General features: G+C 67.9%; 20 protein-coding genes. 7 read left to right on the forward strand and 13 right to left on the reverse strand.

Translation table 11 applies throughout. The features are described 5' to 3' along the window. Window positions 1-3: 3 nt before the first annotated feature. From ACFXNW_RS16790 to ACFXNW_RS16800, 3 genes are read left to right on the forward strand one after another with little or no spacing between them, the layout of a single operon-like run. A complete protein-coding gene (locus ACFXNW_RS16790; protein WP_379418570.1) occupies window positions 4-1,254 on the forward strand; it encodes a hypothetical protein in 1,251 nt (416 codons plus the stop codon). A gap of 23 nt (window positions 1,255-1,277) precedes the next feature. Continuing rightward, complete coding sequence (locus tag ACFXNW_RS16795) at window positions 1,278-2,501, forward strand: cytochrome P450 (protein WP_379418571.1); 1,224 nt, start codon at window positions 1,278-1,280, stop codon at window positions 2,499-2,501. Next, window positions 2,498-2,983, forward strand: a complete 486-nt coding sequence (locus tag ACFXNW_RS16800; RefSeq protein ID WP_379418572.1) for a glutathione peroxidase — start codon at window positions 2,498-2,500, stop codon at window positions 2,981-2,983. Before ACFXNW_RS16795 ends, ACFXNW_RS16800 begins: the two co-directional genes overlap by 4 nt. Before the next feature lie 45 nt (window positions 2,984-3,028). Here the strand turns inward: ACFXNW_RS16800 and ACFXNW_RS16805 are convergent, their stop codons facing one another. From ACFXNW_RS16805 to ACFXNW_RS16830, 6 genes are all read right to left on the reverse strand, one after another. Then, entirely contained in the window at window positions 3,029-4,381 is a 1,353-nt protein-coding gene (locus ACFXNW_RS16805) for a cytochrome P450 (protein WP_379418573.1), read from the reverse strand. A 201-nt stretch (window positions 4,382-4,582) separates the two neighbouring features. After that, entirely contained in the window at window positions 4,583-5,512 is a 930-nt protein-coding gene (locus tag ACFXNW_RS16810; RefSeq protein ID WP_379418574.1) for a hydroxymethylglutaryl-CoA lyase, read from the reverse strand. Next, window positions 5,503-5,682, reverse strand: a complete 180-nt coding sequence (locus ACFXNW_RS16815; RefSeq protein ID WP_379418575.1) for a hypothetical protein — start codon at window positions 5,680-5,682, stop codon at window positions 5,503-5,505. Before ACFXNW_RS16815 ends, ACFXNW_RS16810 begins: the two co-directional genes overlap by 10 nt. Beyond that, on the reverse strand, window positions 5,679-6,911 hold the full coding sequence (locus ACFXNW_RS16820; protein WP_379418576.1) for a CaiB/BaiF CoA transferase family protein: 1,233 nt from the start codon (window positions 6,909-6,911) through the stop codon (window positions 5,679-5,681). The genes ACFXNW_RS16815 and ACFXNW_RS16820 overlap by 4 nt, the downstream gene beginning before the upstream one ends. A gap of 225 nt (window positions 6,912-7,136) precedes the next feature. Beyond that, window positions 7,137-8,075 (reverse strand): TauD/TfdA dioxygenase family protein, encoded by a 939-nt coding sequence (locus ACFXNW_RS16825; RefSeq protein ID WP_379418577.1) that lies wholly within the window; start codon window positions 8,073-8,075, stop codon window positions 7,137-7,139. 107 nt (window positions 8,076-8,182) lie between these two features. Next, complete coding sequence (locus tag ACFXNW_RS16830) at window positions 8,183-8,953, reverse strand: deoxyribonuclease IV (RefSeq protein ID WP_379418578.1); 771 nt, start codon at window positions 8,951-8,953, stop codon at window positions 8,183-8,185. 130 nt (window positions 8,954-9,083) lie between these two features. Between ACFXNW_RS16830 and ACFXNW_RS16835 the strand changes: the two genes are divergently transcribed. The 4 genes from ACFXNW_RS16835 to ACFXNW_RS16850 all read left to right on the forward strand — a co-directional run bounded on the left by ACFXNW_RS16835 (window position 9,084) and on the right by ACFXNW_RS16850 (window position 16,360). Next, window positions 9,084-10,670 (forward strand): protein kinase, encoded by a 1,587-nt coding sequence (locus ACFXNW_RS16835; RefSeq protein WP_379418579.1) that lies wholly within the window; start codon window positions 9,084-9,086, stop codon window positions 10,668-10,670. A 390-nt stretch (window positions 10,671-11,060) separates the two neighbouring features. Further along, window positions 11,061-12,902: a protein kinase gene (locus tag ACFXNW_RS16840; RefSeq protein WP_379418580.1), complete on the forward strand. Its 1,842-nt coding sequence runs from the start codon at window positions 11,061-11,063 to the stop codon at window positions 12,900-12,902. An 87-nt stretch (window positions 12,903-12,989) separates the two neighbouring features. Beyond that, window positions 12,990-13,766 (forward strand): ABC transporter ATP-binding protein, encoded by a 777-nt coding sequence (locus tag ACFXNW_RS16845; RefSeq protein ID WP_379418581.1) that lies wholly within the window; start codon window positions 12,990-12,992, stop codon window positions 13,764-13,766. After that, window positions 13,766-16,360, forward strand: coding sequence for an ABC transporter permease (locus ACFXNW_RS16850; protein ID WP_379418582.1), 2,595 nt, complete (start codon window positions 13,766-13,768; stop codon window positions 16,358-16,360). Before ACFXNW_RS16845 ends, ACFXNW_RS16850 begins: the two co-directional genes overlap by 1 nt. On the opposite strand, the gene ACFXNW_RS16855 is transcribed toward ACFXNW_RS16850, so the two are convergent. From ACFXNW_RS16855 to ACFXNW_RS16885, 7 genes are read right to left on the reverse strand one after another with little or no spacing between them, the layout of a single operon-like run. Further along, on the reverse strand, window positions 16,344-16,718 hold the full coding sequence (locus ACFXNW_RS16855) for an ADP-ribosylglycohydrolase family protein (RefSeq protein ID WP_379418675.1): 375 nt from the start codon (window positions 16,716-16,718) through the stop codon (window positions 16,344-16,346). The two genes, ACFXNW_RS16850 and ACFXNW_RS16855, sit on opposite strands and share 17 nt — an antisense overlap. Continuing rightward, complete coding sequence (locus ACFXNW_RS16860) at window positions 16,718-17,041, reverse strand: CopG family ribbon-helix-helix protein (protein ID WP_379418583.1); 324 nt, start codon at window positions 17,039-17,041, stop codon at window positions 16,718-16,720. Before ACFXNW_RS16860 ends, ACFXNW_RS16855 begins: the two co-directional genes overlap by 1 nt. Further along, window positions 17,038-17,355 carry a hypothetical protein gene (locus tag ACFXNW_RS16865; RefSeq protein ID WP_379418584.1) on the reverse strand — a complete coding sequence of 106 codons (318 nt, stop codon included), beginning with the start codon at window positions 17,353-17,355 and terminating at the stop codon, window positions 17,038-17,040. Before ACFXNW_RS16865 ends, ACFXNW_RS16860 begins: the two co-directional genes overlap by 4 nt. Before the next feature lie 35 nt (window positions 17,356-17,390). Continuing rightward, window positions 17,391-18,578: a VWA domain-containing protein gene (locus tag ACFXNW_RS16870; RefSeq protein ID WP_379418585.1), complete on the reverse strand. Its 1,188-nt coding sequence runs from the start codon at window positions 18,576-18,578 to the stop codon at window positions 17,391-17,393. Next, window positions 18,575-21,007 carry a DUF5682 family protein gene (locus ACFXNW_RS16875; RefSeq protein WP_379418586.1) on the reverse strand — a complete coding sequence of 811 codons (2,433 nt, stop codon included), beginning with the start codon at window positions 21,005-21,007 and terminating at the stop codon, window positions 18,575-18,577. Before ACFXNW_RS16875 ends, ACFXNW_RS16870 begins: the two co-directional genes overlap by 4 nt. Further along, complete coding sequence (locus ACFXNW_RS16880; RefSeq protein ID WP_379418587.1) at window positions 20,965-22,059, reverse strand: AAA family ATPase; 1,095 nt, start codon at window positions 22,057-22,059, stop codon at window positions 20,965-20,967. The genes ACFXNW_RS16875 and ACFXNW_RS16880 overlap by 43 nt, the downstream gene beginning before the upstream one ends. After that, window positions 22,056-24,560, reverse strand: a complete 2,505-nt coding sequence (locus ACFXNW_RS16885; protein ID WP_379418588.1) for a DUF5691 domain-containing protein — start codon at window positions 24,558-24,560, stop codon at window positions 22,056-22,058. The genes ACFXNW_RS16880 and ACFXNW_RS16885 overlap by 4 nt, the downstream gene beginning before the upstream one ends. Window positions 24,561-24,619 lie beyond the last annotated feature (59 nt).

Here is a 24,619-nt window from a genome sequence, read left to right on the forward strand (position 1 = left end):
GCCATGTCCGAACCAGTGAGCAACTACGCGGGCCTGTCCCGGAATACCTTGGCGACGCTGCTGCCCGAACTGCTGCTGTGTGGGCATCTCATCGATCGCTCCGGAATGGCCCACACCATCGGCGCTTTCGGGCGCGAAGGCATGACCGAGGTGGCCATCACCGAATGGCAGCTGGCCAGCCCGGTCTACACCCGCCGCACGCAACAGGCCCTGCGATTCACCGGCGACGATGTGGAGACCATCTTCAAAGGTTTGCAGCTCGATATCGGCGCACCGCCGCAGTTCATGGATTTCCGGTACCGCCTGCACGATGACCGGCACGGCGAATTCTGGCTCGACCACTGTGGTGCGCTCGCCGACGTCGAGCCGCTCGGCCGGGATTTCGTGGTCGCCATGTGCCACGACATCGAAGACCCCACCTTCGATGCCACCGCGCTGGCCACCAATCCGCATGCTCAGGTCCGGCCGGTGCATCGCCCGCCGCGGGAGCCGGCCGACCGGACACCGGTGTGCGCGTGGACGGTCACCATCGATCCGGCCAATACCCCGCCACCCATTCCGGAGGGCGCGGAGCTGGTGGCGGAATCGGCCGCCGCGCATACCACTTTGACCGCGATCGACCCCGACGACGAAGGCCGCGGCGACTATTCCGGTCCGCTGCTCAGCGATATCCGCTTCGGCGACTTCTCTCGTTCGGCCTTGATCCGGCTGGCCGACGAGGTGTGCCTACAGCAGCATCTGCTCACCCTCGCCTTCGGGATCGCGGTCGGCAGGCGGACCGATCCAGAGTCCGCAGCCGCCATCTTGCGCAAACAGTTCGCAGGTATCGCCGGGCTCACCTCCGAACGGCTGCGTAATGCGCTCGGGCTCGGCACCGATGTCGCGGCGCTGGCCGAGGTGTTGCGGCGGCATCCGGCGTTCAATCCGCTGCCGTACACCGGTATCCGGGTCGAGGCGAGCGACACCACGGTCCGTCTGCGTTTCCCGCAACGCAGCGACGCCGTCAGCGACCGTGCGTGGCCTGCGCTGATCGACGCCGAACACACCCAGCCGCTGGATGCCATGGTGCGCGGGGTGAATCCGTGCTTCCACGTGGACGAGGTCATCACCGCCGACGACGAATGGACTGTCACGATCGCGCAGGCCGATGAACCCTTCCGGGAGGCGATCGAGGTAGCGATCGCCAAGGTCAGCACCGGCGCGGGCTTCGCCTTCAGCGATCGCGGCATCCCGCTGCCCCTCACGGTCGTGTGATCGATTCCAGAAAGGACACCCCAATGACATCGATATTGCCGCCGGGATTCGATTTCACCGACCCCGCATTATGGGCCGAGCGCAGTCCGGTCGAAGAATTCGCGCTGCTACGCCGGACCGCGCCGGTGTGGTGGAACGCCCAATCCGATGACACCTCAGGTGGTTTCCGCGACGGCGGTTTCTGGGTGGTCAGCAAGCTGGCCGATATCAAAGAGATCTCGCGCAACCCGGAGCTGTTCTCCTCGCAGGACAAGGGCGCCATCATCCGGTTGCCCGGCGACATCACCCCGGAACAGATGTCGGTGACCGGCGCGCTGCTGGTGAATATGGATCCGCCGAAACATTCCAAGATCCGCCGGATCATCTCCAAGGGGTTCACCCCGCGCGCGGTCGAAGGACTGCGCGCGGCGCTGACCGAGCGCGCCGCCAAGATCGTGCACGAGGCGAAGAAGACCGGCGGTGGGGATTTCGTCACCCAGGTCGCTTGTGAGTTGCCATTGCAAGCGATCGCCGAACTGCTCGGCGTGCCGCAGGAGGACCGGCGCAAACTGTTCGACTGGTCGAACCAGATGCTCAACTACGACGACCCCGAGTACGGCGATGCCACCATGGCCTCGGCGGAAATCCTCGGCTACGCCTGGAACATGGCCGAGCAGCGCCGGGGGAATCCGGTCGACGATATCGTCACCCAGCTGGTCAATGCCGATATCGACGGTGAAGGACTCGGCTCCGACGAATTCGGGTTCTTCGTCATCCTGCTCGCGGTCGCGGGCAACGAAACCACCCGTAACGCGATCACTCACGGCATGAAAGCGTTCGTGGACAACCCCGACCAGTGGGAGCTGTACAAACAGCAACGCCCACGCACCGCACCCGACGAGATCGTGCGCTGGGCCACCCCGGTGACCGCCTTCCAGCGCACCGCAACCGAGGGCCTGACGCTGGGCGGACAGCACATCACCAAGGGCCAGCGCCTCGGCCTGTTCTACAGTTCCGCCAATTTCGACGAAGAGGGCTTCGCCGACCCGTTCACCTTCGATATCCTCCGCGATCCCAATCCGCACGTCGGTTTCGGCGGCACCGGCACGCACTACTGCGTCGGGGCCAACTTGGCCAAGCTGGAAATCGACCTCATGTTCAACGCCATCGCCGACGCGATGCCCGACCTGCGGTCGGTCGCCGATCCGGTACGGTTGCGCTCGGGGTGGATCAACGGAATCAAGAATTGGCAGGTGCGATACGAGTGAACGTTCGAGACATTCCGGTGCGCACGATCTCCGGTGAGCCGTCCACGCTCACCGGACTGGTCGGGGACCGAGTCGTGCTGCTGGTGAACGTGGCGTCCAAATGCGGATTGACCCCGCAGTATTCGGGCCTGGTCGAACTGCAGAAGAGCTACGGCGAGCGTGGGTTCAGCGTCGTCGGTGTGCCGTGCAATCAGTTCATGGGCCAGGAGCCGGGGACCGCGGAGGAGATCCAGCAGTTCTGCTCGATGACCTACGGCGTGGACTTTCCGCTGCTGGAGAAGGTCGACGTCAATGGTGACGAGCGGCACGCGCTCTACCGGCCTCTGGTGGAGACCGTCGACACCGAGGGCGCGGCAGGCGATATCCAGTGGAATTTCGAGAAGTTCCTGATCGGCCGTGACGGTGCGGTGGCGGGCCGGTTCCGGCCACGCACCACTCCGGACGATGCCGCGTTGGTCGCCGCCGTCGAGGCGCTGCTCTGACCTACTGCTGAATGGGGGTCCGCTCACCGAGCGGACCCCCATTTCTCATTGTTGTCGCCTGCGGTAACGCACCGTGCACGGCTGCTGCATTTGCACCACCATCTTGCTGTGGTCGTTGCGGTAATCCTGCGACGGCAGCGCCATCTCGAATTCCCAATCCCGTAGCAGGATCGAGAAGATGGCCTTCAACTGCATCAGCGCGAACGCGGCGCCGACGCAGCGGTGGCGGCCTGCGCCGAACGGAATCCAGGTCCATCGGTTGATGATGTCTTCCTGGTTCGGGTCGATATAGCGGCCCGGATCGAAAGTGTCCGGGTCCGGGAAATCCTCGGCGATCCGATTCGAAATGGCTGGCGTCGCGGCCACCATATCGCCGGATTCGATCCGGCTACCGCACACATCGAATTCGTCGCGCGCCACCCGCATCAGGATGATCAGCGGCGGATGCAGGCGCAGCGTCTCCTTCAGCACCGCCTCTAGCTGCGGAATCTGGCGCAACGCACCGAAACTGATATCGGACCCGTCGCTGTAGAGCTCGTCGAGCTCGGCCACCACCTTCCGAAGCTGCTCGGGATGGCGCAGCAATTCGATGACACTCCACGCCGCCGTGCCCGAGGTGGTGTGATGCCCGGCGAACATCATCGAGATGAAGATGCCGGTGATCTCGCTGGCACTGAACCGTGGCTTACCGTCCTCACCTGGCACCGACACCAGCACATCGAGCATGTCGCGATCACTGGAGTCGGCAGGCGGATTCGCCGCGCGGGTGTCCATGATCTCCTGCACCAGCGCGACCAGCTCGCTGCGGGCGGCATCACGACGGCGGAAACTCTCGATCGGCGCGTACGGATCGACGTAGGCGAGGGCGTCGGTGCCGCGTTCGAGATCGTGATAGAGCTGGGCGAATCGGCCGTCGAGCTGGTTGCGGAATTTCACCCCGATCAGGCAGGCCGAGGAGGTGTAGATGGTCAGTTCGGCGAAGAAATCGAGCAGATCGATTTCTCCGCAGTCGCCCCAGTTCGCCACCATTTTGTCGACCTCGGCGGCGATCGTCGCGGCGTGTCCGCGCATCTGGTCGCCGCGTAAGGCCTGGTTGTGCAGCATTTCCTTGCGGCGCTCGGGGCTCGCGTCGAAGACGACGCCGTCACCGAAGATCGGTTTCATGAACGGATAGGCCGCCCCCTGATCCAGATCTTCATCGCCCGCGCGGAAGAAGAACTCGTTGGCCTCGGCTCCGGTCAGCAGGATCACCCGTTTGCCTGCGAGTTCGAATGCGCCGACATCGCCGCATTCGGTCCGGACCCGGCGCATCAGCGCGATCGGGTCGACCCGGAACTCGTCGAGATGGCCATATTCGGAGTCGCCGCCGGAGACTCGTCGCGGCTGCACCAGAGTCATCGAAAACCTCCCGGTGATCACTGTCCGGTCAAATGATGGACACGTGTCTGGACAGTACTACGACACAGCTGGACCGAGCAAGGGATCCGTGCTCGCACTCGGTTGACAAGACGGCAGTGCCGTTCCGGTTCGTCGGTAAGCGGGTGACGATGGAATCACGGACTCACCAAGCGCGATCCGGCAGGCGCGCGGCAGCAATGCTCAGCGTGCCCGGATTACCCAATCGAACGCTTGCGCTTTCGAACGTGCGCCCTGGGTGGTGCGCGATCGGTTGGGCTCGCCGAGCACGGTGAGGATCTCCTCGGTGAGACCAACCACCGCAGCCAGAGAATCCGGCGTGAACCAGTCCGGTCGGGTGGCGAAGAGCAGGTCCTCGGTCGCGGTATTGCCGCTGGCGCCCGGCGCGAACGGGCAGCCGCCGAGTCCGCCGAGCGAACCGTCCACCATGGTGGCGCCCGCGCCGATCGCGGCCAGCGAATTGGCCACACCCATACCCCAGGTGTCGTGGCCGTGGAAGACGATGCGGCGCTGCGGGGTTCGCTCGCGCACGGCTGTCACCAGAGCGGCGACCTCGGCCGGATAGGCCTGGCCGAGCGTGTCGGCCAGCACAATGTCGGTGGCGCCCTCGGTGCGCGGATCCGACGCGATGGCCAGCACCCGCTCCGGATCGACCGGGCCGTCGAACGGGCAGGTGAACGCCGTGGCGAGACACAGCTGAATGGCGCCGCCCGCTTCCGTGGCGATCCGCACGGCATCAGGCATGGCGCTGACGCTGGCTTCGGTATCGCGGCCGATATTGGCGCGATTGTGCGCATCCGACACCGAGAAGCAGTACTGGAAATTACGCACGCCGGCGGCGGAGGCCTTCTCCACGTGGCGTGGGGTCGCGACCCACAGCCAGCAGCGCTCGAGTTCCTCGGGGGTCAGCGCGGCGACGAGTTCCATGCTGTTGGCCATCGGCGGCACCAGATCAGGGCGCGCCATGGATCCGATCTCCAGCGCGGGCACACCGAGCGCGAGCAGCCGCCGCACGACGTCGACCTTCTGCTCCACCGGCAGCGGCTTCCCGGTCAGCTGCAGACCGTCACGCAGGGTCACATCGCGCAGCAGTGGCGCGGCGGTCACAGCCACCGCGGCGCTCGCTTGTCCTGCGCCTGCGGCGGCACGCACATGACGCCGCCGCACGGCTTCTCGTTCATCCCGGCCGGATTCGGATGCACGGTCGGACGCCGATGCTCCGGCGCGCGCAGCTCCCAGCTGCCGCGCGCCGGTGGGCGACGCGGGGTACGACGCCGCCTCACGAGGCCGCCTCCTGATCCCGCGCGCCGGTAAGGGCGTCGATCTCGGCCGCACTCATCCCGAGCACGTCCGTCAGCACCTGTCTGGTGTGCTCGCCGAGGTCGGGGCCCACCGAGCGAATCGGCAGCGATCGGTCGCCGATGACCGGGACGATGCCGGGGAATCCCACCTGTTTGGGTTCGGGTTCGCCTACGTCGACCGGAAAGTGCTGGATCATATTGCGCGCCGCGTACTGCTCGTCGGCGACGATGTCGGCTGCGGTGTAAATCGGGCCGCAGGGAATGGCGGCGTCCTCCAAGATGCGTAGCGCCTCATCGCGGGAATGCCGGATCGTCCACTCGCCGATGGCGGCGTCGAGGCGGTCGCGGTGGCGCCAGCGGCCCGCGTTGTCCTGTAGTTCCGGATCTGCGGCCAAGTCGGTGCGATCGATCACAGTCATATAGCGCTGGAAGATGGCATCACCGTTACCGCCGATGATGATGCTCGTGCCGTCCGAACACGGATAGGCATTACTCGGGGCGATGCCTTCCATCCGGCCGCCCACCCGCTCCCGGTTGATGCCGTAGGCGAGATAGTCCGGGACCAGCGACTCCATCACCGACAGGATGGCCTCGTTGAGCGCGACGTCGATCACCCGCTGTTCCAGCGGCACCGTCGCGTTGCTGCGCTCGCGCTGGAACAACGCCATCACCGTGCCGAACGCGGCGTAGATCCCGGCGATGGAATCGCCGATCGAGACACCGACGCGCACCGGTGGACGGTCCGGGTCGCCGACCAGTTCACGCAGTCCACCCACCGCCTCGGCCACCGCGGCGAAACCGGGCCGCGCGGCCAGCGGACCTGTCTGGCCGTAGGCGGAGATGCGGGTGATCACCAGATTCGGGTTGGCTGCTTCGAGGATCTCGGGACCGAGCCCCCATTTCTCCAGCATGCCTGGCCGGAAGTTCTCCAGCAGCACATCGCAGTGCCGCACCAGATCGAGCACCACCGCGCGCCCGGCATCGGTGCGCAGATCCAGGGTGATCGACTTCTTGTTGCGGTTGATGGTGCGATAGAGCATCGAGGTGTCGCCGCCGTAGAGACGCCAGTTGCGTAGTTCGTCGCCGGTCTCGGGGCGTTCGACCTTGATCACCTCGGCACCGAAATCGCCGAGGATACGTCCGGCGGTCGGAGCGGCCACGTAATTGCCGAGTTCCAGGACTCGCACACCGTCCAGGGGCCTGATACTCATGGCCATCAGTGTGAACCATGGGTGTGTCCGCCCGGCGTTTGCCTCCGTCGGGCGGACACACCCATGGCCAGGCAGCTGTGTCTGATTGCACCTGACCGGGGGCCCTGCGTGGTGACGCTTCGCTACCGCCTCCGGGCCCTGACCGGTCAGGCAGCTGTGTCTGATTGCACCTGACCGGGGGCCCTGCGTGGTGACGCTTCGCTACCGCCTCCGGGCCCTGACCGGTCAGGCAGCTGAAGGCTGCGGCACGTCGATGATCGAGTAGTGCTCGGCGTCACCGGTGCGGACCGTGCTCAGTGAGCCGTCGATCCCGACCGGGATGTCGCCGGCCAGGGTGATCCTGGTCAGCCTGCGCGGCTGGTCGTCGTAGTCGTCGATGGCGTAGTGCTGGGTGGCGCGGTTGTCCCAGATCGCCACATCACCATCGGACCAGTTCCAGCGCACGGTGTGCTCGAGCTTGGTGACCCGATCCTGGAACAGCCGGAACAAGGCCTGCGATTCGGTCGCGGACAGGCCGACGAAATTCTTGACGAAATGGCCGAGCAGCAGTGCCCGCTCGCCGGTCTCCGGATGCACCCGCACCACCGGATGTTCGGTCTCGAACAGCGTCGACTCGAACTCGGCACGGTATTCGCGCTGGTGGTCGGTGGGTTCGGTGCCGGTGCGGGTGGCGTAGTCGTAGGCGTTGGTGTGCACCGCGCGCAGGTTCTCGGCCAGCAACTTGAGCGGATCGGGCAGCGAATCGTAGGCGGCCACCGTCGAGGCCCAGGTGGTGGAACCGCCATAGGTCGGCAGATGCACCGCGCGCAAGATCGAGGCCTTCGGGATCCGGTCGACGAAGGTGACGTCGGTGTGCCAGCTGTTGGCGCGACCGCGTTCGGAGTCGATGGCCAGCGACTTGATGCCCTGTGAGGAGACGGTCGGATGCGGGGTGGTCGGGCTGCCGAGCAGCTGCGCGAACTCGTGCTGGCCGTCCTCGTCGAGGTGCTGCTGGTCGCGGAAGAAGATCACCTTGTGCTCGAGCAGCGCTCGATTGACGGCGGCCACCGTCGCGGCGTCAAGGTCGGCGCCGAGCCGGACACCGTCGATCCTGGCGCCGATGCGGGAACCGAGCTTGACCACCGAGACGGCAGCGGAGGCGGGGGTGGCGTTGTCGACGGTCATGGGTCACCTTCGCGGGGAGCGGATGTTGATGCGATGAGCACATCACCGCCCAGCCCGCGCGGACAGGTTTACGGTCGGCCTGATCGCAACGGGGGACCCGCCGCGGATCAGCCGACGTGTTCGCGCAGGTAGGCCAGATCGTCGGCCACACCCTCGGCGGGAGTCTCCAGGATCACGGGCGCGTCGGCGGTGCGGCAGACCTCGGCCAGCAGCTGTGGATCGATGGTGCCGTCGGCGAAGTTGGCGTGCCGGTCGGCGCCGGAATCGAACTCGTCGCGTGAGGAATTCAGGTGCACCAGATCGATGCGGCCGGTGATCGCGCGAATGCGTTCGACCACACCGACCAGCTCCTCACCACCGGCCCAGGCGTGGCATGTGTCGAGGCAGAAGCCGGCCCCGAAATCGCCGACGGCATCCCAGAGCCGGGCGATGGAATCGAAATGCCTGGCCATGGCGTGGTTTCCGCCGGCGGTGTTCTCGATCAAGATCGGCACCGCGAAGCCGCCCTTGTCCTGCTGACGTTCGAACAGCTTGCGCCAGTTGACGATCCCCGCCTCGATCTCGTCATCGGAACGGACGTGTCCACCGTGCACCACCAGGCCGAATGCACCGATGTCGGCAGCGGCCTTCGCCTGCTGGGCCACCGCGTTGCGCGAGGGCATGCGCAGCCGGTTGTTCAGGCTGGCCACATTGATCTGATAGGAGGAGTGCACCACCACATCGATCGGACTGGCCAGGATCTGCTCGGCCCGCGGATGCGGCTGCGGTTTGTCCCAGCTCTGCGGGTCGACGACGAACAGCTGGATGACCTCGGCGCCGAGCTTCTCACCCCAGCCGATCGGATCGCTGTCGAGCCTGACATGTGCTCCAATGCGCATGCTGTCACGATAACGACCGCCACCGACAGCTTCGAGGTGTTGCGCCCGGGCGGGTCGGGGATATACATCGGTAGGATTGGATTCGACCCGAAGAGGGGGGTGCACGGTGCTGGCGGCTGGCGATGAGTTCGTGGGTTACACCATCCGGAAAGTGCTCGGCCGCGGCGGTATGGGCACCGTCTACTTGGCCAAGCATCCCCGGCTGCCACGGCTGACGGCGCTGAAGCTGCTCAACCGGGAGCTCTACACCGACAACGAGATCCGCCGCCGTTTCGAACGCGAGGCCGATCTCGCCGCGCAGCTGGACCATCCCAATATCGTCACCGTCTACGACCGTGGCGCCGACGACCGGCAGCTGTGGATCTCCATGCAGTTCGTGCCCGGCGCCGACGCTTCCATCGCGGATGTGAACGTGCTCGCGCCGGGGCGTGCGGTGCAGATCATCGCCGAGACGGCGGCCGCGCTGGATTTCGCGCACGCCAACCGGGTACTGCACCGGGATGTGAAACCGGCGAACATCCTGCTCGCCAAGGCACCCATCGGTCAGCCGGAGCGAGTGCTGCTCACCGATTTCGGCATCGCGGGCATGCGCGATAGCGACACTACGTTGAGCTCGGCCGACACCATCACCGCGACGCTCGCCTTCGCCGCCCCCGAACAGCTCACCGGCGCGAAGCTCGATCACCGCGGCGACCAGTATTCACTGGCCTGCACGCTGTATTGGCTGTTGACCGGTGATTCGCCGTACGCGGCCGCGACACCGGCGGCGGTCATCAACGGTCACCTGTCGGCACCGGTGCCCCGGCTGAGCCGGGCGCGCCCCGGGTTGCCGCTCGGTCTCGACGAGGTGCTTGCCAGGGCGCTGGCCAAGGACCCGGTCGAACGTTTCGGCAGCTGCAGCGAGTTCGCTGCCGCGGCCCGCGGGGCATTGGGGACATCGGGCGCCCAGCAGCTGTACACCGGGTGGCTGCCCATGCCGGGGCCGTATGTGCCGCCGCGCCATGGCTCTGCCGGACCCGCGCCGCACCATGGCAACGCCGCCGGCGCGCCGCCGCACCGGCACAGCACCCCGCCACCGCATCCGGTGGCGCCACCGCCCTCCCGCGGGGTTCCGCTGTACCGGTACCCGCAGCGGCAAGCCCCCGGCCCGTACGGGGCGCCGCCCCAAGAGGGCACGCCGCATCATGGCCCAGCCCACACACCCGCCACCGGGCATCCGGCGCCGCACGGTCGCGGCGCGCCCGAATCGCGGCCGGACCACCGCTTCCCACCGGGTTGGGTACCGCCGCATCCCGCCGGCCAGCTGCCGCCGAACGCCGGGCCTCCGGGCCACGGCGCGGGCGCTCCGCCCGCGCACGGTGGTCCGGGCGGTCCCGGCGCGGCGATGCCACCCGGGACCAGGCCTTTCCCGCAGTCGCCGCAGAACGGCGCTCCGCCCGCACATCGCAGTGGTGATCAGTGGCCGACTCCGGGCGGCCGCGCCGGATCATCCGGACACGGTGCCGGCGATCCACGGGCAGGTGCGGATCCCGGCACCCACGCGCCGGATGATGCCGACCCGCCGGAGCAGGCCGGCGAGGGCAGCGGATCGCGTCCGGCAGCGCCGCGACGTCCGCCCGCCGCCGTGATCGATCTGCCCGGCGCGCCGCGTCGACCCGGTCGGGCACCGTTCGGCGGGCAGCTCGGCAGGCCGCGGCAACCGCCGCCGGAGCAGTGATCGACGGTCCGTCGCCGCTGAACGCTCGCACGGCCCGGACAGCGGCCACCACAGGGCCGAGACGGTTTCCATCTGTGGCTCGGCAACCGCGTCGCGGGACGGATTCGCTGGACGACCCGACCGGAGCACCCGTGACCGTCGGCCCGGTGGGTTGGTGATCGGCCCGCCGTGGCCTGCCCCGACGCGCGGCCGATAACCAGGCCGTCGTGCTGCCCCGAAACCCGCGGGCAGACTCCGGCCGGCCCCGCGACCGGGACGGCGAGTCCGCTGACTGCTGCTATGGTTTCGGTGCTTTCCGTGGTCGGGCCGGGACAGGTTCGACCATGTGTTCTTTTTGCCTGTACGCCTGTTCATCGGTGGGTCCCGGTGGCGGCGGGAAGTGGAGCAGAAATGCTGGCCAACGGCGACGTTTTCGCCGGCTATGTCATCGACCGCGAATTGGGCCGCGGTGGCATGGGCTCGGTGTACCTCGCAAAGCATCCGCGGCTGCCGCGGATGACGGCGTTGAAGCTGCTGAACCGCGAGATGTTCTTCGACAAGGAGGTGCGGGCGCGGTTCGAACGGGAGGCGGATCTGGTCGCCCGGCTCGACCATCCGAGCATTGTCACCGTCTACGACCGCGGGCTCGAGGACGAGCAGCTGTGGATCTCGATGCATTACATCGACGGCATCGACGCCGCATCGGTGGATCCGCGCAAGCTGCCGCCCGAGCGTGCGGTGCAGATCATCAAGGAGACCGCCGACGCGTTGGACTACGCCCACGGCATGGGCGTGCTGCACCGTGACGTCAAACCGGCCAACATCCTGCTGGCCCGCGCCACCAGCGGCCGGGGCGAACGCGTCTACCTGACCGACTTCGGTATCGCCCGGCTGCGGGATGACACCGGTCATCTCACCCAGACCGGCACCTTCACCGCGACGCTTGCCTATGCCTCTCCTGAGCAGTTGACCGGCGCGACGCTCGATCACCGCTCCGACCAGTACTCGCTGGCCTGCACCCTGTTCTGGCTGTTCACCGGGCACGGCCCGTTCCAGGCCACCAACCCGGCCGCCGTGATCCAGGGGCATCTACAGTCGCCGCCGCCCGCACTGAGCTCCGTCCGGCCCGGCTTGCCGCCCGCGCTGGACGCTGTGCTCGCCAAGGCGATGGCCAAGCGCCCCGACGACCGCTTCGCCTCCTGCTCGGATTTCGCCGCCGCCGCAGGTCAGGCCCTCAACGCCCCGAGCGCGCCCGCGGTCCCGATCGCCGGGCCGACCGCCCAGGGCATGCCGTTGCAGGGCGGACCGCGCACGGCGATGGGCCAAGCGCCTTACCCGACCGCCAATGCGCAGTTCACCAGCGGCGCCACCGCCCAGCCGCACGGCAGCGGAACACATCAGCAGCCGTTTGCCAGCGGAACGCACCAGCAGCCGCATGGCAGCGGAACACATCAGCAGCCCTTCGCCGGCGGAACACATCAGCAGCCGTACAACAGCGGCACCCAGCAGCAGCCGTTCGCGAGTAGTCCGCACGTTCCCGCGCCGCCGCCCATGGCGAATCAGAACCCGTACGCGCAGCAGCCCGGGTTCCACCAGTCGCCCCCGCCCATGTCACCGGTGTATACGGGGCGGCAGGGGCCGAAGAAGAACACCGGCCTGATCGTCGGCATCGCGGTTGGACTGGCATTGCTGCTGGTGGTGATCATCGGCATCGTCGTCGCGGTCGCGGGCAACGACTCGAGCTCGTCGAGCGGATCGACCTCGACGACGACCACCGCGACGAGCGTCCCCGCAGTGCCTGCGACCGCCGAATCGATCAGTACGGAGTTCCCGGGCATGGTCCCGGCGTCCAGTACCGGCGATGTCGGCTACAACAACGCCAAGTGCTGGGAAACCGAACCGCGGTACGCGCCCGACTCCGAGACCGGCGAACCCGATTTCGGCAATTACGGCTGGCAGTGGCGCTGCTACGGCGGCGCCGACAACGACGACCCGTTCTACCGGTTCTATGTCTACGACAGCGCGGCCGATGTGCAGGCGGTGATCGACGGCCTGCCCGCGAGCGCGACCAAGTCCTCCGACGTCAGCGGCGGCAAGACTTATACCAATTACAAGATCGATAAGGACGGTCCCAAGATGGTCACCGTCTTCACCGGTGACCCCGAACGCGGCCAGTTCCTGATGTACACCGACGGCATCGTCGGCACCATCGACCAGGTGCTCACCTGGTGGAAGTCGGCGCCGCTGAACTAGCCGAACCGAACGATCGCCGGATCATCCCTGCGGTCTGGGTGAACTCCCCGATGGCGCGACGGCGCGAACGCCGACAGACTGGTCACCATGACCTCGCACGCCGTTGGCATCGACCCCGCCCAGACGCAGGCCCCGGCCGTCGTCGCGGCAACCGCCGAAGACCTGTCCAAGGTGTACGGCACCGGAGACACCCAGGTCACCGCGCTGGATTCGGTATCGGCCGAATTCGTCAAGGGCGAGTTCACCGCGATCATGGGGCCGTCCGGCTCGGGTAAATCCACCCTCATGCACTGCCTGGCCGGGCTGGACAGCGCGAGCTCGGGCACGGTGCGCATCGGTGAGACCGCCCTGAACGAACTATCGGACAAACAGATGACCAAGCTGCGGCGTGACCGCATCGGGTTCGTCTTCCAGGCGTTCAACCTGGTGCCCACCCTGACGGCGCTGGAGAACATCACGCTGCCGCTGGATATCGCGGGCCGTACACCCGACCAGGAGTGGCTCGATACCGTGCTCGACCGACTCGGGCTCACCGACCGGCTCACCCACCGGCCCAGTGAACTCTCCGGTGGGCAGCAGCAGCGCGTGGCGTGCGCGCGGGCATTGGCGGGTAAACCGGAGATCATCTTCGGTGACGAGCCGACCGGCAACCTGGACTCTCGCTCCTCGGGCGAGGTGCTCTCGATCCTGCGCGCGGCGGTCGACGAATTCGGCCAGACGGTCGTCATCGTCACCCACGAACCGCATGCCGCCTCCTTCGCCGACCGGGTCGTCTTCCTCGCCGACGGCCGCATCGTCGACGAATTGCGCGGGCCGACCGCGGATTCGGTCCTGGATCGGATGAAGGCGCTGGAGACCAAGTGATGGCGGGCAATCCGATGCGCAAGGTGGCCTTGCGCAACCTCGCCGCGCACAAGGTGCGGTTGGTGCTCACACTGCTGTCGGTGGTACTCGGCACCGCGTTCATCGCGGGGTCGTTCGTGTTCACCGACACCCTGCAGCGGACTTTCGACGGGATATTCGCCGACGAAGCCAAGGGCGTCGACGTGCGCGTCAGCCCGGAGGAGCGGCAGTCGCTGGGTGTTCCGCAGGACGTGGTGGACAAGATCGCCGCCATGGACGGCGTACGCGCTGTCGCACCGAGCGTGAGCGGAGCCGTCGTACTGCTCGATCCGGCGGGTAAGAAGGCCGTGCAGACCGGCGGTGCGCCGACGATCGGTGAGTCCTACCTGCCGCCGGAGCGGGCGATCGCCGAACCAGACCGATTCGTCGAGGGCGCACCGCCTTCGCATCCTGGCGAGATCGCGCTGAACAGCGGCGGCGCCGAGCGGGCCGGGCTCGCGGTGGGGGATCGGACCAAGGTGCTGGTCCCCTCGCAGGGCGCCCTGGACGTCACGCTCACCGGCATCTATGAGGTTGCCGCCGACACCGGCGGATTCATCGGAGTGCTGTTCGAGGACAGCCAGGCACGGGAATTGTTCACCGACGGCAGCCATGTCGCCCACGTGGACGTCGCGGCGCAGGGCATACCGGGTGACGAACTGCGCGACAAGATCGACGCGGCATTCCCCGACTTCAAGGTGCAAAACGGTGAGCAGGTCCGCGCCGAGATGAAGGCCCAGATCTCCGAGGCGCTCAACTTCATCAACTACTTCCTGCTCGCCTTCGGTGCGATCGCGCTGATCGTCGGCACCTTCATCATCTACAACACCTTCTCCATGATCGTGGCCCAGCGGTTGCGGGAGCTGGCGCTGTTGCGCGCGATCGGGGCCAGCAGACAGCAGGTCGGTCGTTCGGTGGTCGCCGAGGCTTTCGTGATCGGCGTGATCGGCAGCGTCATCGGGCTGGCGGGCGGGGTCGCCTTGGCTTTCGGGCTGTCGGCGGTACTCAACGCGTTCGACCTGGGCCTGCCGACAGGGTCGATGACGGTGCTGCCGCGCACGATTCTGGTCGGACTACTTGTCGGCTTGCTGGTCACCATGGTCAGCGCGTACGCGCCGGCGCGCCGGGCGGCAAAGATCCCGCCGGTGCAGGCGATGCGAGAGGAATTCGCCTCGGCCGGTGATTCACTGCGGGTCCGGACCTGGCTCGGGCTCGCGCTCGCCGTGGTCGGCGTGGCGCTGGTGGTGATCGGAGCGCAGTCGACCGGTGGAACGGCGGCGGCGATCGTCGGTGTCGGGGCGCTCGCGCTGATCTTCGCGGTGCTGCTCGCCTCGCCCGCACTCTCGCGACCGGTAGTGGGTGGGCTCGGCCTGTTGTTGCGTCCGTTCGGTCCGATCGGGGCGATGGCGCGCAACAACGCGATGCGCAATCCGCGCCGTACCGCCGCGACAGCCTTCGCACTCACCCTCGGGCTGATGTTGGTCGCGGCCATCGGCATGCTCGGCGCCTCCGCGAAGGCGAGCGTCGGCGTGCTGGTCGACAAGGGCGTCGCGGCCGACTATGTACTGGCCGGACCACAGGTGGGCGGGCCACAGTCGGTCGGTGTCCCCGCACCCGCCGTGGAGGCGGCCCGCGGAGTGCCCGGAGTGGCGGAAGTGGTCGCGATCCGCGGCGTCGGCGTGAAGATCAACGACGACGAAGAATTCGGCACCTCGCCGGACGGACCGTTGAACCGGGTACTGAACTACGACATCCTCAGCGGCACCGACACCCTCGGTGACCGCGACATCCTGGTCGCCGAAGACGAAGCGGCCGAACACGATCTGAGCGCCGGGCAGCAGATCACGCTCACCAGTATGGATAACAAGAAGATTCCCGTCACCGTCGCCGGCATCTACCGGAAGTCGCCGCTGATGGGTCCGCTGGTCGTGCCGTCGGCGGTGTTCGACCAGGTGATGCCACCGAACATGCGCGTCAACGTACTGGCCCTCGTCGCCGCGGAGCCAGGTGCGGACCTCGCCGCCATGCGCGCCGACCTGGAACAGGCCACGGTGCAGTCGGTCTTCGGCGCCGACGAGTCCGGCACCGCATCCGATCCGGACCAGTCCACCGAGGCCTCCCTGGTTCAAGTGCAGGACCGCGAGGAGTTCAAGGGCGCGCAGGGCAGACAGATCAACACCATGCTCGCCATCCTCTACGGCCTACTCGCGCTGGCAGTGGTGATCGCCATCCTCGGCATCGTGAACACCCTGGCCTTGTCGGTGGTGGAGCGACGCCGCGAGATCGGCATGCTCCGCGCCGTCGGCACCCAGCGCGCCCAGGTGCGGCGCACCATCTACCTGGAATCCATGCTCATCGCCGTCTTCGGCGCCATCGTCGGCGCGATCCTCGGATTGGGCCTCGGTGTCGGATTCCTGCGCACCCTGCGGGATCTCGGGCTCGACCAGATCGCCGTCCCGTGGGGACAGCTGGTGCTGATGCTGGTGGGTTCGGCGGTGGTCGGTGTGCTCGCGGCGCTGTGGCCTGCGGTGCGCGCGGCGCGGACGCCGCCGCTGGCGGCTATCGCGGATCTGTAGATGGGTGGTCGGCGATCGCCCTTGGCGGTGGCCGACCACGTCCCATCAGCTGTGATACTTGGCCCTCCAGCCGTAATCCATATAGCCGCTCGGATCGCTGGGCGGGCGAGGGCCGAACTCGATGCTGAAATCGTGCGCGAGTTCCCAGACCGGACCGGCGATTTCGCACGCACCGCCCATACCTCGGGTATGCCGTGATAGCCGTAGCTGGCCCCGAGGAGATTTCCCCACATCGCCCCGTGCGTGCCTGGTCTACCGCGGTGCCGAGGTCGTGTCCGGTCCATAATCCCGAAATGATTGCGGCGAAGGCGCCTGCAACAAGCCAGCCGCTCGGGTGGCCGTGTGTCAGTGCGGCGATTACGCGGAGTGCCGATCCAGGTACTCCGAGACGGCGCGTCGGATGACCTCGCTTGGGGTTGCCTCCTCGCGCTCTGCCTGAGCAGCCAAGCGTTCCCGCAGAGCCTCGGGCAGCCGCACTGACTGTCCGGGCGTATTTCCCTTCCTGATGCCCGCGGGGCGACCCTTTCGCAGCACAGTGGTGCCGATCTCCACCGGCCCGACGATTTCGGTACCCCGGACAGGGGATGCTGCGTAGTCGTCAGCCATTCGTTCATAGTCTGCGACAGTGAGCCTCCGGTCGCCTTCTGCTGTGGGCTTACGGCCCGCACGTTTCGCGCTCATGGGTTATCTCTCCTCTCCGGTCGTTGTTGGGCAAGGTCTCCGTCTCCGAGGAGAGCCTCGAGTTGGAGTTGCTTGATCGTCTGGGGTCGCAGCATCATCGCGTGGAAGACGACCCATTCGGCCGGATCGACAAGATCTGCGATGATCTCGAGTAGCGGCTCACCTTCATCGAAGTTTCCGATGAAGAGGTGCGGCACAGCGCCGGGTAGGCGCGGAGTCACTTGCACGCGTAGCAGTGGGTACGACACCACCGCCCGAATCTCTTGTTCAGTTATCCCGTGCTTTCTCGCGCATTCGAGGATGGTGATTCGCACGCCAGAAGTGTATTACATTTTCCGGGTGTGGTCGATCACGACCGCCTTGCCTCGGTGTTGGCCCAGGTGCGGATGTCTCCGCGGTTGAGGGCGAGGGCGAGTAGGTCGGGGAAGCGGTCGGGGGTGCAGGCGAAGGCGGGGATGCCGAGGGCGTCGAGGGCGGCGGCGTTGTCGTGGTCGTAGGCGGGGGCGCCGTCGTCGGAGAGAGCGAGCAGTACGACGGTCTGCACGCCGGATTCCTTCAGTGCGTTGACCCGGCGCAGCATGTCGTCGCGGATACCGCCCTCGTAGAGGTCGGAGATCAGCACGAACAAGGTTTCCTCAGGGCGGGTGACGAGGGTCTGGCAGTAGGCGAGGGCGCGGTTGATGTCGGTGCCGCCGCCGAGCTGGGTACCGAACAGGACGTCTACCGGATCGGACAGGTGCTCGGTCAGATCGACCACCTCGGTGTCGAAGACGACGAGGGAGGTGCGCAGTGACCGCATGGAAGCCAGGACCGCGCCGAACACCGACGCGTACACCACACTCGACGCCATGGAACCGGATTGGTCGATCGCCAGCACGACATCGCGTCGCACCGCTTTGGCGCGGCGGCCGTAGCCGACCAGGCGTTCGGGCACGACGGTGCGCTGCTCGGGCAGGTAGTTGCCCAGGTTCTTGCGGATGGTGCGATCCCAGTCGATATCGCGCGGACGTGGCCTGCTCACCCGTGCCGCGCGATCGAGCGCGCCGGTGACCGCGGCGACCGTCCGCGCCGCCATCCGGCGTTCGATATCGCGTACCACCTGCTCCACTACGGTGCGCGCGGTGGACCGGGTGGTTTCCGGCATCACCTGGTTCAGGCTGAGCAGCGTGCCGACCAGGTGCACATCCGGTTCCACCGCCTCGAGCAGCTCCGGTTCCAATAGCAGCTGGGTGAGATTCAGCCGCTCGATGGCATCACGCTGCATCACCTCCACCACCGACGACGGGAAGTAGGTGCGGATATCGCCGAGCCAGCGGGCCACCCGCGGCGCCGAGCCTTGCAAACCGGCCGAGCGCGGTCCGGATCCGGCGGGTGGATCACTGTCGTAGAGCGTGGACAGAGCGCCGTCCATCGCGGCGTCGTCGCCGGAGTCGAGGCCGCCGACTTCGGCTTCGGCGGCAGTGCCGAGCACCAGACGCCAACGGCGGGCTTGTGATTCACCGGGCCCGTCGATGGGCTCGTCGTGCGTGTCGTTCATGACCCCACCCCAAGAATGTCGGCGACTACCCGCATCGCACGGATACCGCGGTCAACGTCCAGTGGTGCGGTGCCTGCGTCGGCGGCGGACGGTACACCGTCGCGCACGGCCGCGCCGATGGCACGGCGTTCGCCGGATTCGAAGGCGCCGAAGGTACGGCGCAGCAGTGGAAGGGTCTGGATGAACTGGTCGTCGTCGAGGCCGCCGAGCCAGTCGTCTACCAGCCGCAGCAGCTCGCGGTCGTGCACAAGCAGCAGGCCGCGTCCGCCGAGGAAACCGTCGATCCAATCAGCCTTGGCCGCAGCGGTACTACCGATCGACAACGCCGCAGCGAGACGGCGTGCCGACTCACCGGCGTCGATTCGACCGGCATCACACAGCAGCCGTACCGTACGGCCGACGATCGCGCCGTGCACATCGTCACGGTCGGCGATGCGGTGCAGAGTTCCCAGCCACGCGTCGCGCGCGCCGGCATCGTCGCGGATGTGGATGGCGGTGTGGCCCGCGTCGATCAGCGCGCGCAACTCCTGTGCCGCATCGGTATCCAGACCGGTGACCGCGCCGGGCAGGCCCGCGCAGATGCGGATGAGCATGCCGTCGGCGACGTGGGTCAACGCCGCGGTATCGGTACCGCGCACATCGCCGTAGCGCAGGGTGCGCACCAGACCTGGCAGCGTGGCCAGTAGATGGGTGACGTCGTGGTCCAACGCCGCCACCGACTCGAGCCTGCGAATGAGTTCGGTTGTGGCGCCACCGAGGTCGGCCAGCAGCGCGAGGCCGAGTGCGTCGGTGAGGTCACCGACGGTGCGATCGTCGCGCCTCGCGGTGTCGAGAAGTTTGGTTTCGGCGGCGGAGCGGACTGTGGTGCCCCACCTCGAGGCCTCGATCACCGCCACCGCGAATTCCGGTTCCCACTGCAACGCCCATGTCTCGCGGAAGGTGCCGGTGGCGCGCACCTCGCTGTCGGTCGGAGTGCCCCACCCCAATTCGAGGATCCGCAGCTGGTGCAGCAACCGGGATTTGAGCCGGTCGCGTTCCTTGCGCAGGTCTAGTTCCACCAGGGTGGCCTGCGGCTGCTGTTTGAGTCGCAGGGTGCGGATCTGTGCCCGCAGATCTGCGTCCAGCGGCACCGTCGGAGTCGTCGCCGGGACCGCTCCGAGCGCCTCACCGACCACCAGTTCGGCGCCGATCAGCCGCAGCAGGGTCTCGTCGCCGTCGCACAGCACGGCGCGGGTGGCCTCGGTGACCTCGGAGAGCCCGGCCAGCGGCCGATCGCGCAGCGAGGCCAGGGTTTCGGCGAGGCGCACCGCCTCGATGATGTGGGCACTCGATACCGGCAGATCGTGTCCGCGCAGCGCGGTCGCGACCTTCGTCAGCCAGCGGGCAATGGGCTGGTCTGTCTCGCTGAACAGGTGGCGATACCAGCCGGGGGAGGTGACACCGGCGCCGTACCCGGAGGCAGCAGCAAGCCGGGAATGCGTCCACGGCACCCACGTCAGCCGCGTTTTCACTTTCGGCAGTCCCTTCAACAGCCGCGCGTCGGGCGCGGCGGGACCCAGTGGTTCCACCAGCGCGGGTGCGTGCCAGGCTCCGCACACGATCGCGACCCGCTGCGCCCCGCCTTTCAATGCCTGTCGGATGGTCTGTCGCATATACGCTTCGCGGCGCAGCGTATGCGTATCGATGCCGTCGCCGGGCGCTGGGCGCTCGTTCGCCGTGCTGCTCGCAGGGTCGCGTTCTGTTGTAGCCGATCCCGAGCTCGTCGCGGCGTGCTCCTCCGGGCTACCACTGGACGAAGGAGACTCGGCCCGCGTACCGGACCCGCGGGGTGCACCAGGATCGGAGGGCACCGATCCTGCTCGGCCGGCGATGCTGTCGCGCAGGGCGCCCATTGCCTCGGTGAGCGCGTCGAAGGTTTCGATGTCGGTGGTGGATTCGACGATCGCGTCCCACCAGCGTTCGGCGTCGTCGTAACCGGCCGCGGTGGCGAGTTCGGCCAGCGGGTCGATGCTGTCGCCTGGCTCGGCGTCCAGCGCGAGCACCGTGGTGGCGGGCAGATCGCAGAAGTGAACCGGCACATCGTGTTCGGCGGCATACCGCAGCGCCTGCCACTCAGGGGAGAACTCGGCGAACGGCCAGAAAGCGGCGCGGGTCGGCGTATCCGGAACGTAGGCGATCATGGCTACCGGCGGCACCAGGTCCGGGTCGTCGACGAAGGCGGTGAGCGGATCGGCGTCGGCCGGACCCTCGATCAAGATCGTGTCCGGGCGGTAGTGGGTCAGGGCGAGACACAGTGATCGGGCCGAACCCGGCCCGTGGTGGCGGATCCCGAACACCCGGGTCTGCTGCGCGGCGGCGGCCGGGTCCGAGTCGGGAGCCGGCGCGTTCACCCGCCGACCTCGCGGCAGGCGCGGTAGAAGTCGGTCCATTCTGGGCGTTCCCGGACCACAGCCTCCAGATACTCGGTCCAGACCACAGAATCGGCCACCGGATCCTTGATCACCGATCCGAGGACGGCGCCCGCCACATCACCCGCGCGCAGCACACCGTCACCGAAATGCGCCGACAGTGCCAGGCCATTGGTGATCACCGAGATCGCCTCGGCGGTGGACAACGTGCCCGACGGCGATTTCAGCTTGGTGCGCCCGTCGGCGGTGATGCCCTCGCGCAACTCGCGGAAGATCCGCACCACGCGTCGCACTTCTTCCGCGGCCGCCGGTACTTCGGGCAGCTCCAGGGCGGTACCGAGCTGCGCGACCCGCCGGGTGACGATGGCGACTTCGTCTTCCTCGCTCGCGGGCAACGGCAGCACCACGGTGTTGAAGCGACGCCGCAGCGCCGAGGACAGTTCGTTGACGCCGCGGTCGCGATCGTTGGCGGTGGCGATCACGTTGAACCCCTTGGCCGCCTGCACCTCCGCGCCCAGCTCGGGGATCGGCAGCGTCTTCTCCGACAGCACGGTGATCAACGCGTCCTGTATGTCCGAGGGGATGCGGGTGAGTTCCTCGATCCGCGCGATCGCGCCCTCGCGCATGGCGGTGAGCACCGGCGACGGCACCAGTGCGCCGTCACTCGGCCCCTCCGCGAGCAGCCGCGCGTAATTCCAGCCGTAGCGGACGGATTCCTCGCCGGTGCCGGAGGTGCCCTGGACAAGCAGGGTGGAGGCACCGCTGATGGCGGCGGAAAGATGTTCCGACACCCAGGTTTTGGCGGTGCCGGGCACGCCGAGCAGCAGCAGCGCCCGATCGGTGGCCAAGGTGGCCACCGCGACTTCCATCAAACGTCGCGGCCCCACGTATTTCGGGCTGATCACCGTGCCGTCGCCGAGAGTGCCACCGAGCAGATAGGTGACCACCGCCCACGGCGACAGTCGCCATGACGGCGGCCGTGGCCGGTCGTCGGTGGCGGCGAGGGCCCGCAGTTCGTCGGCGAAGGCCTGTTCGGCGTGCGGACGCAGCAGATGGGATTCGGTGGCGGTCACTGCAACTCCTCGAGCATCGTCGATCGGGTCGTGATGTCGGCGGCCAGGCGGTCGAAAGCCGCTGCCCATGCCGGATCCGCGCAGCGGCGGGCCACGGTCAGCGCGGTGTGCGCCGCGGCAGGCGGCAGGTGAACGGAGGCGGCGGTCAACAGCGACCGATGCGCCGCCGGTGTGGTGCCGTGTGCACCGGGACGCCGTTCGGCCGCCCGGGCGCGTTCGTGCAGCAACAACAGCACATGCCGGGCCACCGGCTGCGGCCAGGGGTGGCCGATGGCGGGCAGCAGCGCTTCGATCTCGGACAGCCAGGCGCCGTCGAGTCGTAGGACATGCTGGGTCCGGTCCGCGAGCGGGAGCAGGCCGAACAGTTCGCGGCGTCGCAGCATGGCCAGATCCGACGGGACGCCCGCATCGAACAGTGCTCGCGCCCACCGCGGGTCACGTTCGGCAAGGGCTGCATCGACCCATCCGTCGAACATCGGCTGACGGAATCGGTCCTCGATGGTCGCCGCGGTGGCACGCTGCGGTGAGCCGAGCGCGGCGTCCCAGTGGGCGAGTGGCGTCGCGGCCACCAGATGGCGCAGTCGTGCGGCCGCGACATCGGGGCCACCGGCCCAGCGATAGCCGAACTCGCCGGTGCGGTCGGTGATGCCGTCGCGGATCGCATCGTCGTCGAGCTCGTCCGGAATGCCGACGTCCAGCTGGGTGTGCAGCGCGCGCCTGCGCACCCGCACCCAAGCTCCGGCCCGCTCGGTCATCCGACGCGCGAACGCCGAATCGGGTAGCAGTCGTAGCAGACCGGCCGCGGTACGGCGGACATCGCCGCGACGATCGTCGAGCGCGGATTCGAACAGGGACTCGTCCTCGGACGAGATCCCGCTGCGCAACACCGCGAGCAGTTCGGCCTTCAGCGGCCCGGATTCCGACGGCCACACCGCAAGCAGGGCCGCGCGCGCGGCTGCCGGATCACGCCGCCGGAGCGCGGCCAGCCAGTCCATACGTTCGGGTGGATGTCCGAAGCGCCACGCGTCGTCGGAATCGGCAGGCTCCGACTCGGCGGTGCCGTGGCGGATCAAGGCGTGCCAGGCCGGATTCCGAGCAGCCAGCCAGCGGCCGCGTGCGCCGGCCAGACGCAGCAATGGTTCCCGGACATCGGCGTGGCCCGCCGCGTACTCCAGCAGCTGGGCACACAGGGTGTCGGGGGCGCGGTAGTCCAACGGTTCGGCAGCGCCGAGCCATTCGGGAAGGAAATGTGAGCGGTCCCGCAGCAGTTGGGCGAGTCGTTCGGCGGCGGCGCGCGGCAGCATCGGGCGCGGGTCGTCGGCGGCGGGTTCGGGCACGGTGATCGAGCCGGGAAGCGCGCCCGCGCGGGCGAATGCGACATCCAGCGCGGCGGATTCGAGCAGCAGCAGCGCCGGATCGGTGTCGAGCCGGCTCGCTGTCGCGGCAACGGGTGCGGGCAACATGCCGGTCTGTGGCGCACGGCGTGCGGTGCCGAGCAACGCGGTCGACGCCAGATCCTCCGACACGATCGCCGCTCGACCGGCACCGGCGCCTGCGACGGCGCCGACGTCGACCACCTCGCCCGAGGACAGCACAGACAGCGGCAGCAGGCCGCCATCGGTCCATTCGGCGGTCACGGTGACCGGATGGCCGCCGGAGGCACCGAGCATGCGCCACGCAGGCTCGGCAGCTGCCAGTGGTAATGCGGTGCCGTCGGATCCGGCGAGATACCCGCCCTGCTCACCGGCCACCGGCACCACATCCGTCAACAGCATGGGCCAGGCGCCCAGCCATGGATCGGCACCGAGCGCGTCGGCGTACCGGTCCATCGCTGCCACGATTGCGGCGTCGGTATCGCGCGGCACCGTGGTGAACGGTTCGGCACCGCCGTGCGCCGCGCCCCACAGCGCCCGCAGCGGCGCGGCGGCCGGATAGAAGTGCACATCGGCATCGGCCATCATGCCGAGCGCGGGTGCTTCGACGGCGAATCCGGGCGAGCCGAAACTGTGATCGATCAGCAGTGCCCAACGCCCACTGCGGCGTCCGTACAGCCAGGTACGCCGGGTGTAGAGGCGTTCGTCCTCGGTGACGCGGATTCCCAGCGTCATCCAGTGATCGCGGACCGCGGGCTCGACGCGCACAGCGTCGGTTTTCGTCGGATAGCCGATATGGGTGCGGACGCTCGAGGCCAGCGCGGCAGGAAGTTCGTCGAGCCTGCGATGGGCGGTGACCAGCAGGTGCAGCCGGGCGTAGCGGTCCAGCACCACCTGCGGCCAATCGGACCTGGTGATCACGGCGACGGGCACCTGCCGCAGGATCGCCGCCACTCCCGGCGCCTGCGCGTCCACCATTCGCGCCGCCATCGTCTCGAAGGCACCGAACGACCGATCCGACTGTGCCAGCCCGGTCCGCACCTGGTCGGCGAGCCAGATATCGAGTTCGGCCAACCCCGCGCTCACTCGCACCCGGCGTTGCTCCGCTGCCGCGCTCTGGCGGGCCATCACCGGCTCTGCCTCACGATACCCATGATTCCCCCGCTCGACGTGCCCCCTGCATTCGG

Origin of the sequence: Nocardia sp. NPDC059180 (assembly GCF_042754945.1) — a bacterium.
Lineage (GTDB): Bacteria > Actinomycetota > Actinomycetes > Mycobacteriales > Mycobacteriaceae > Nocardia.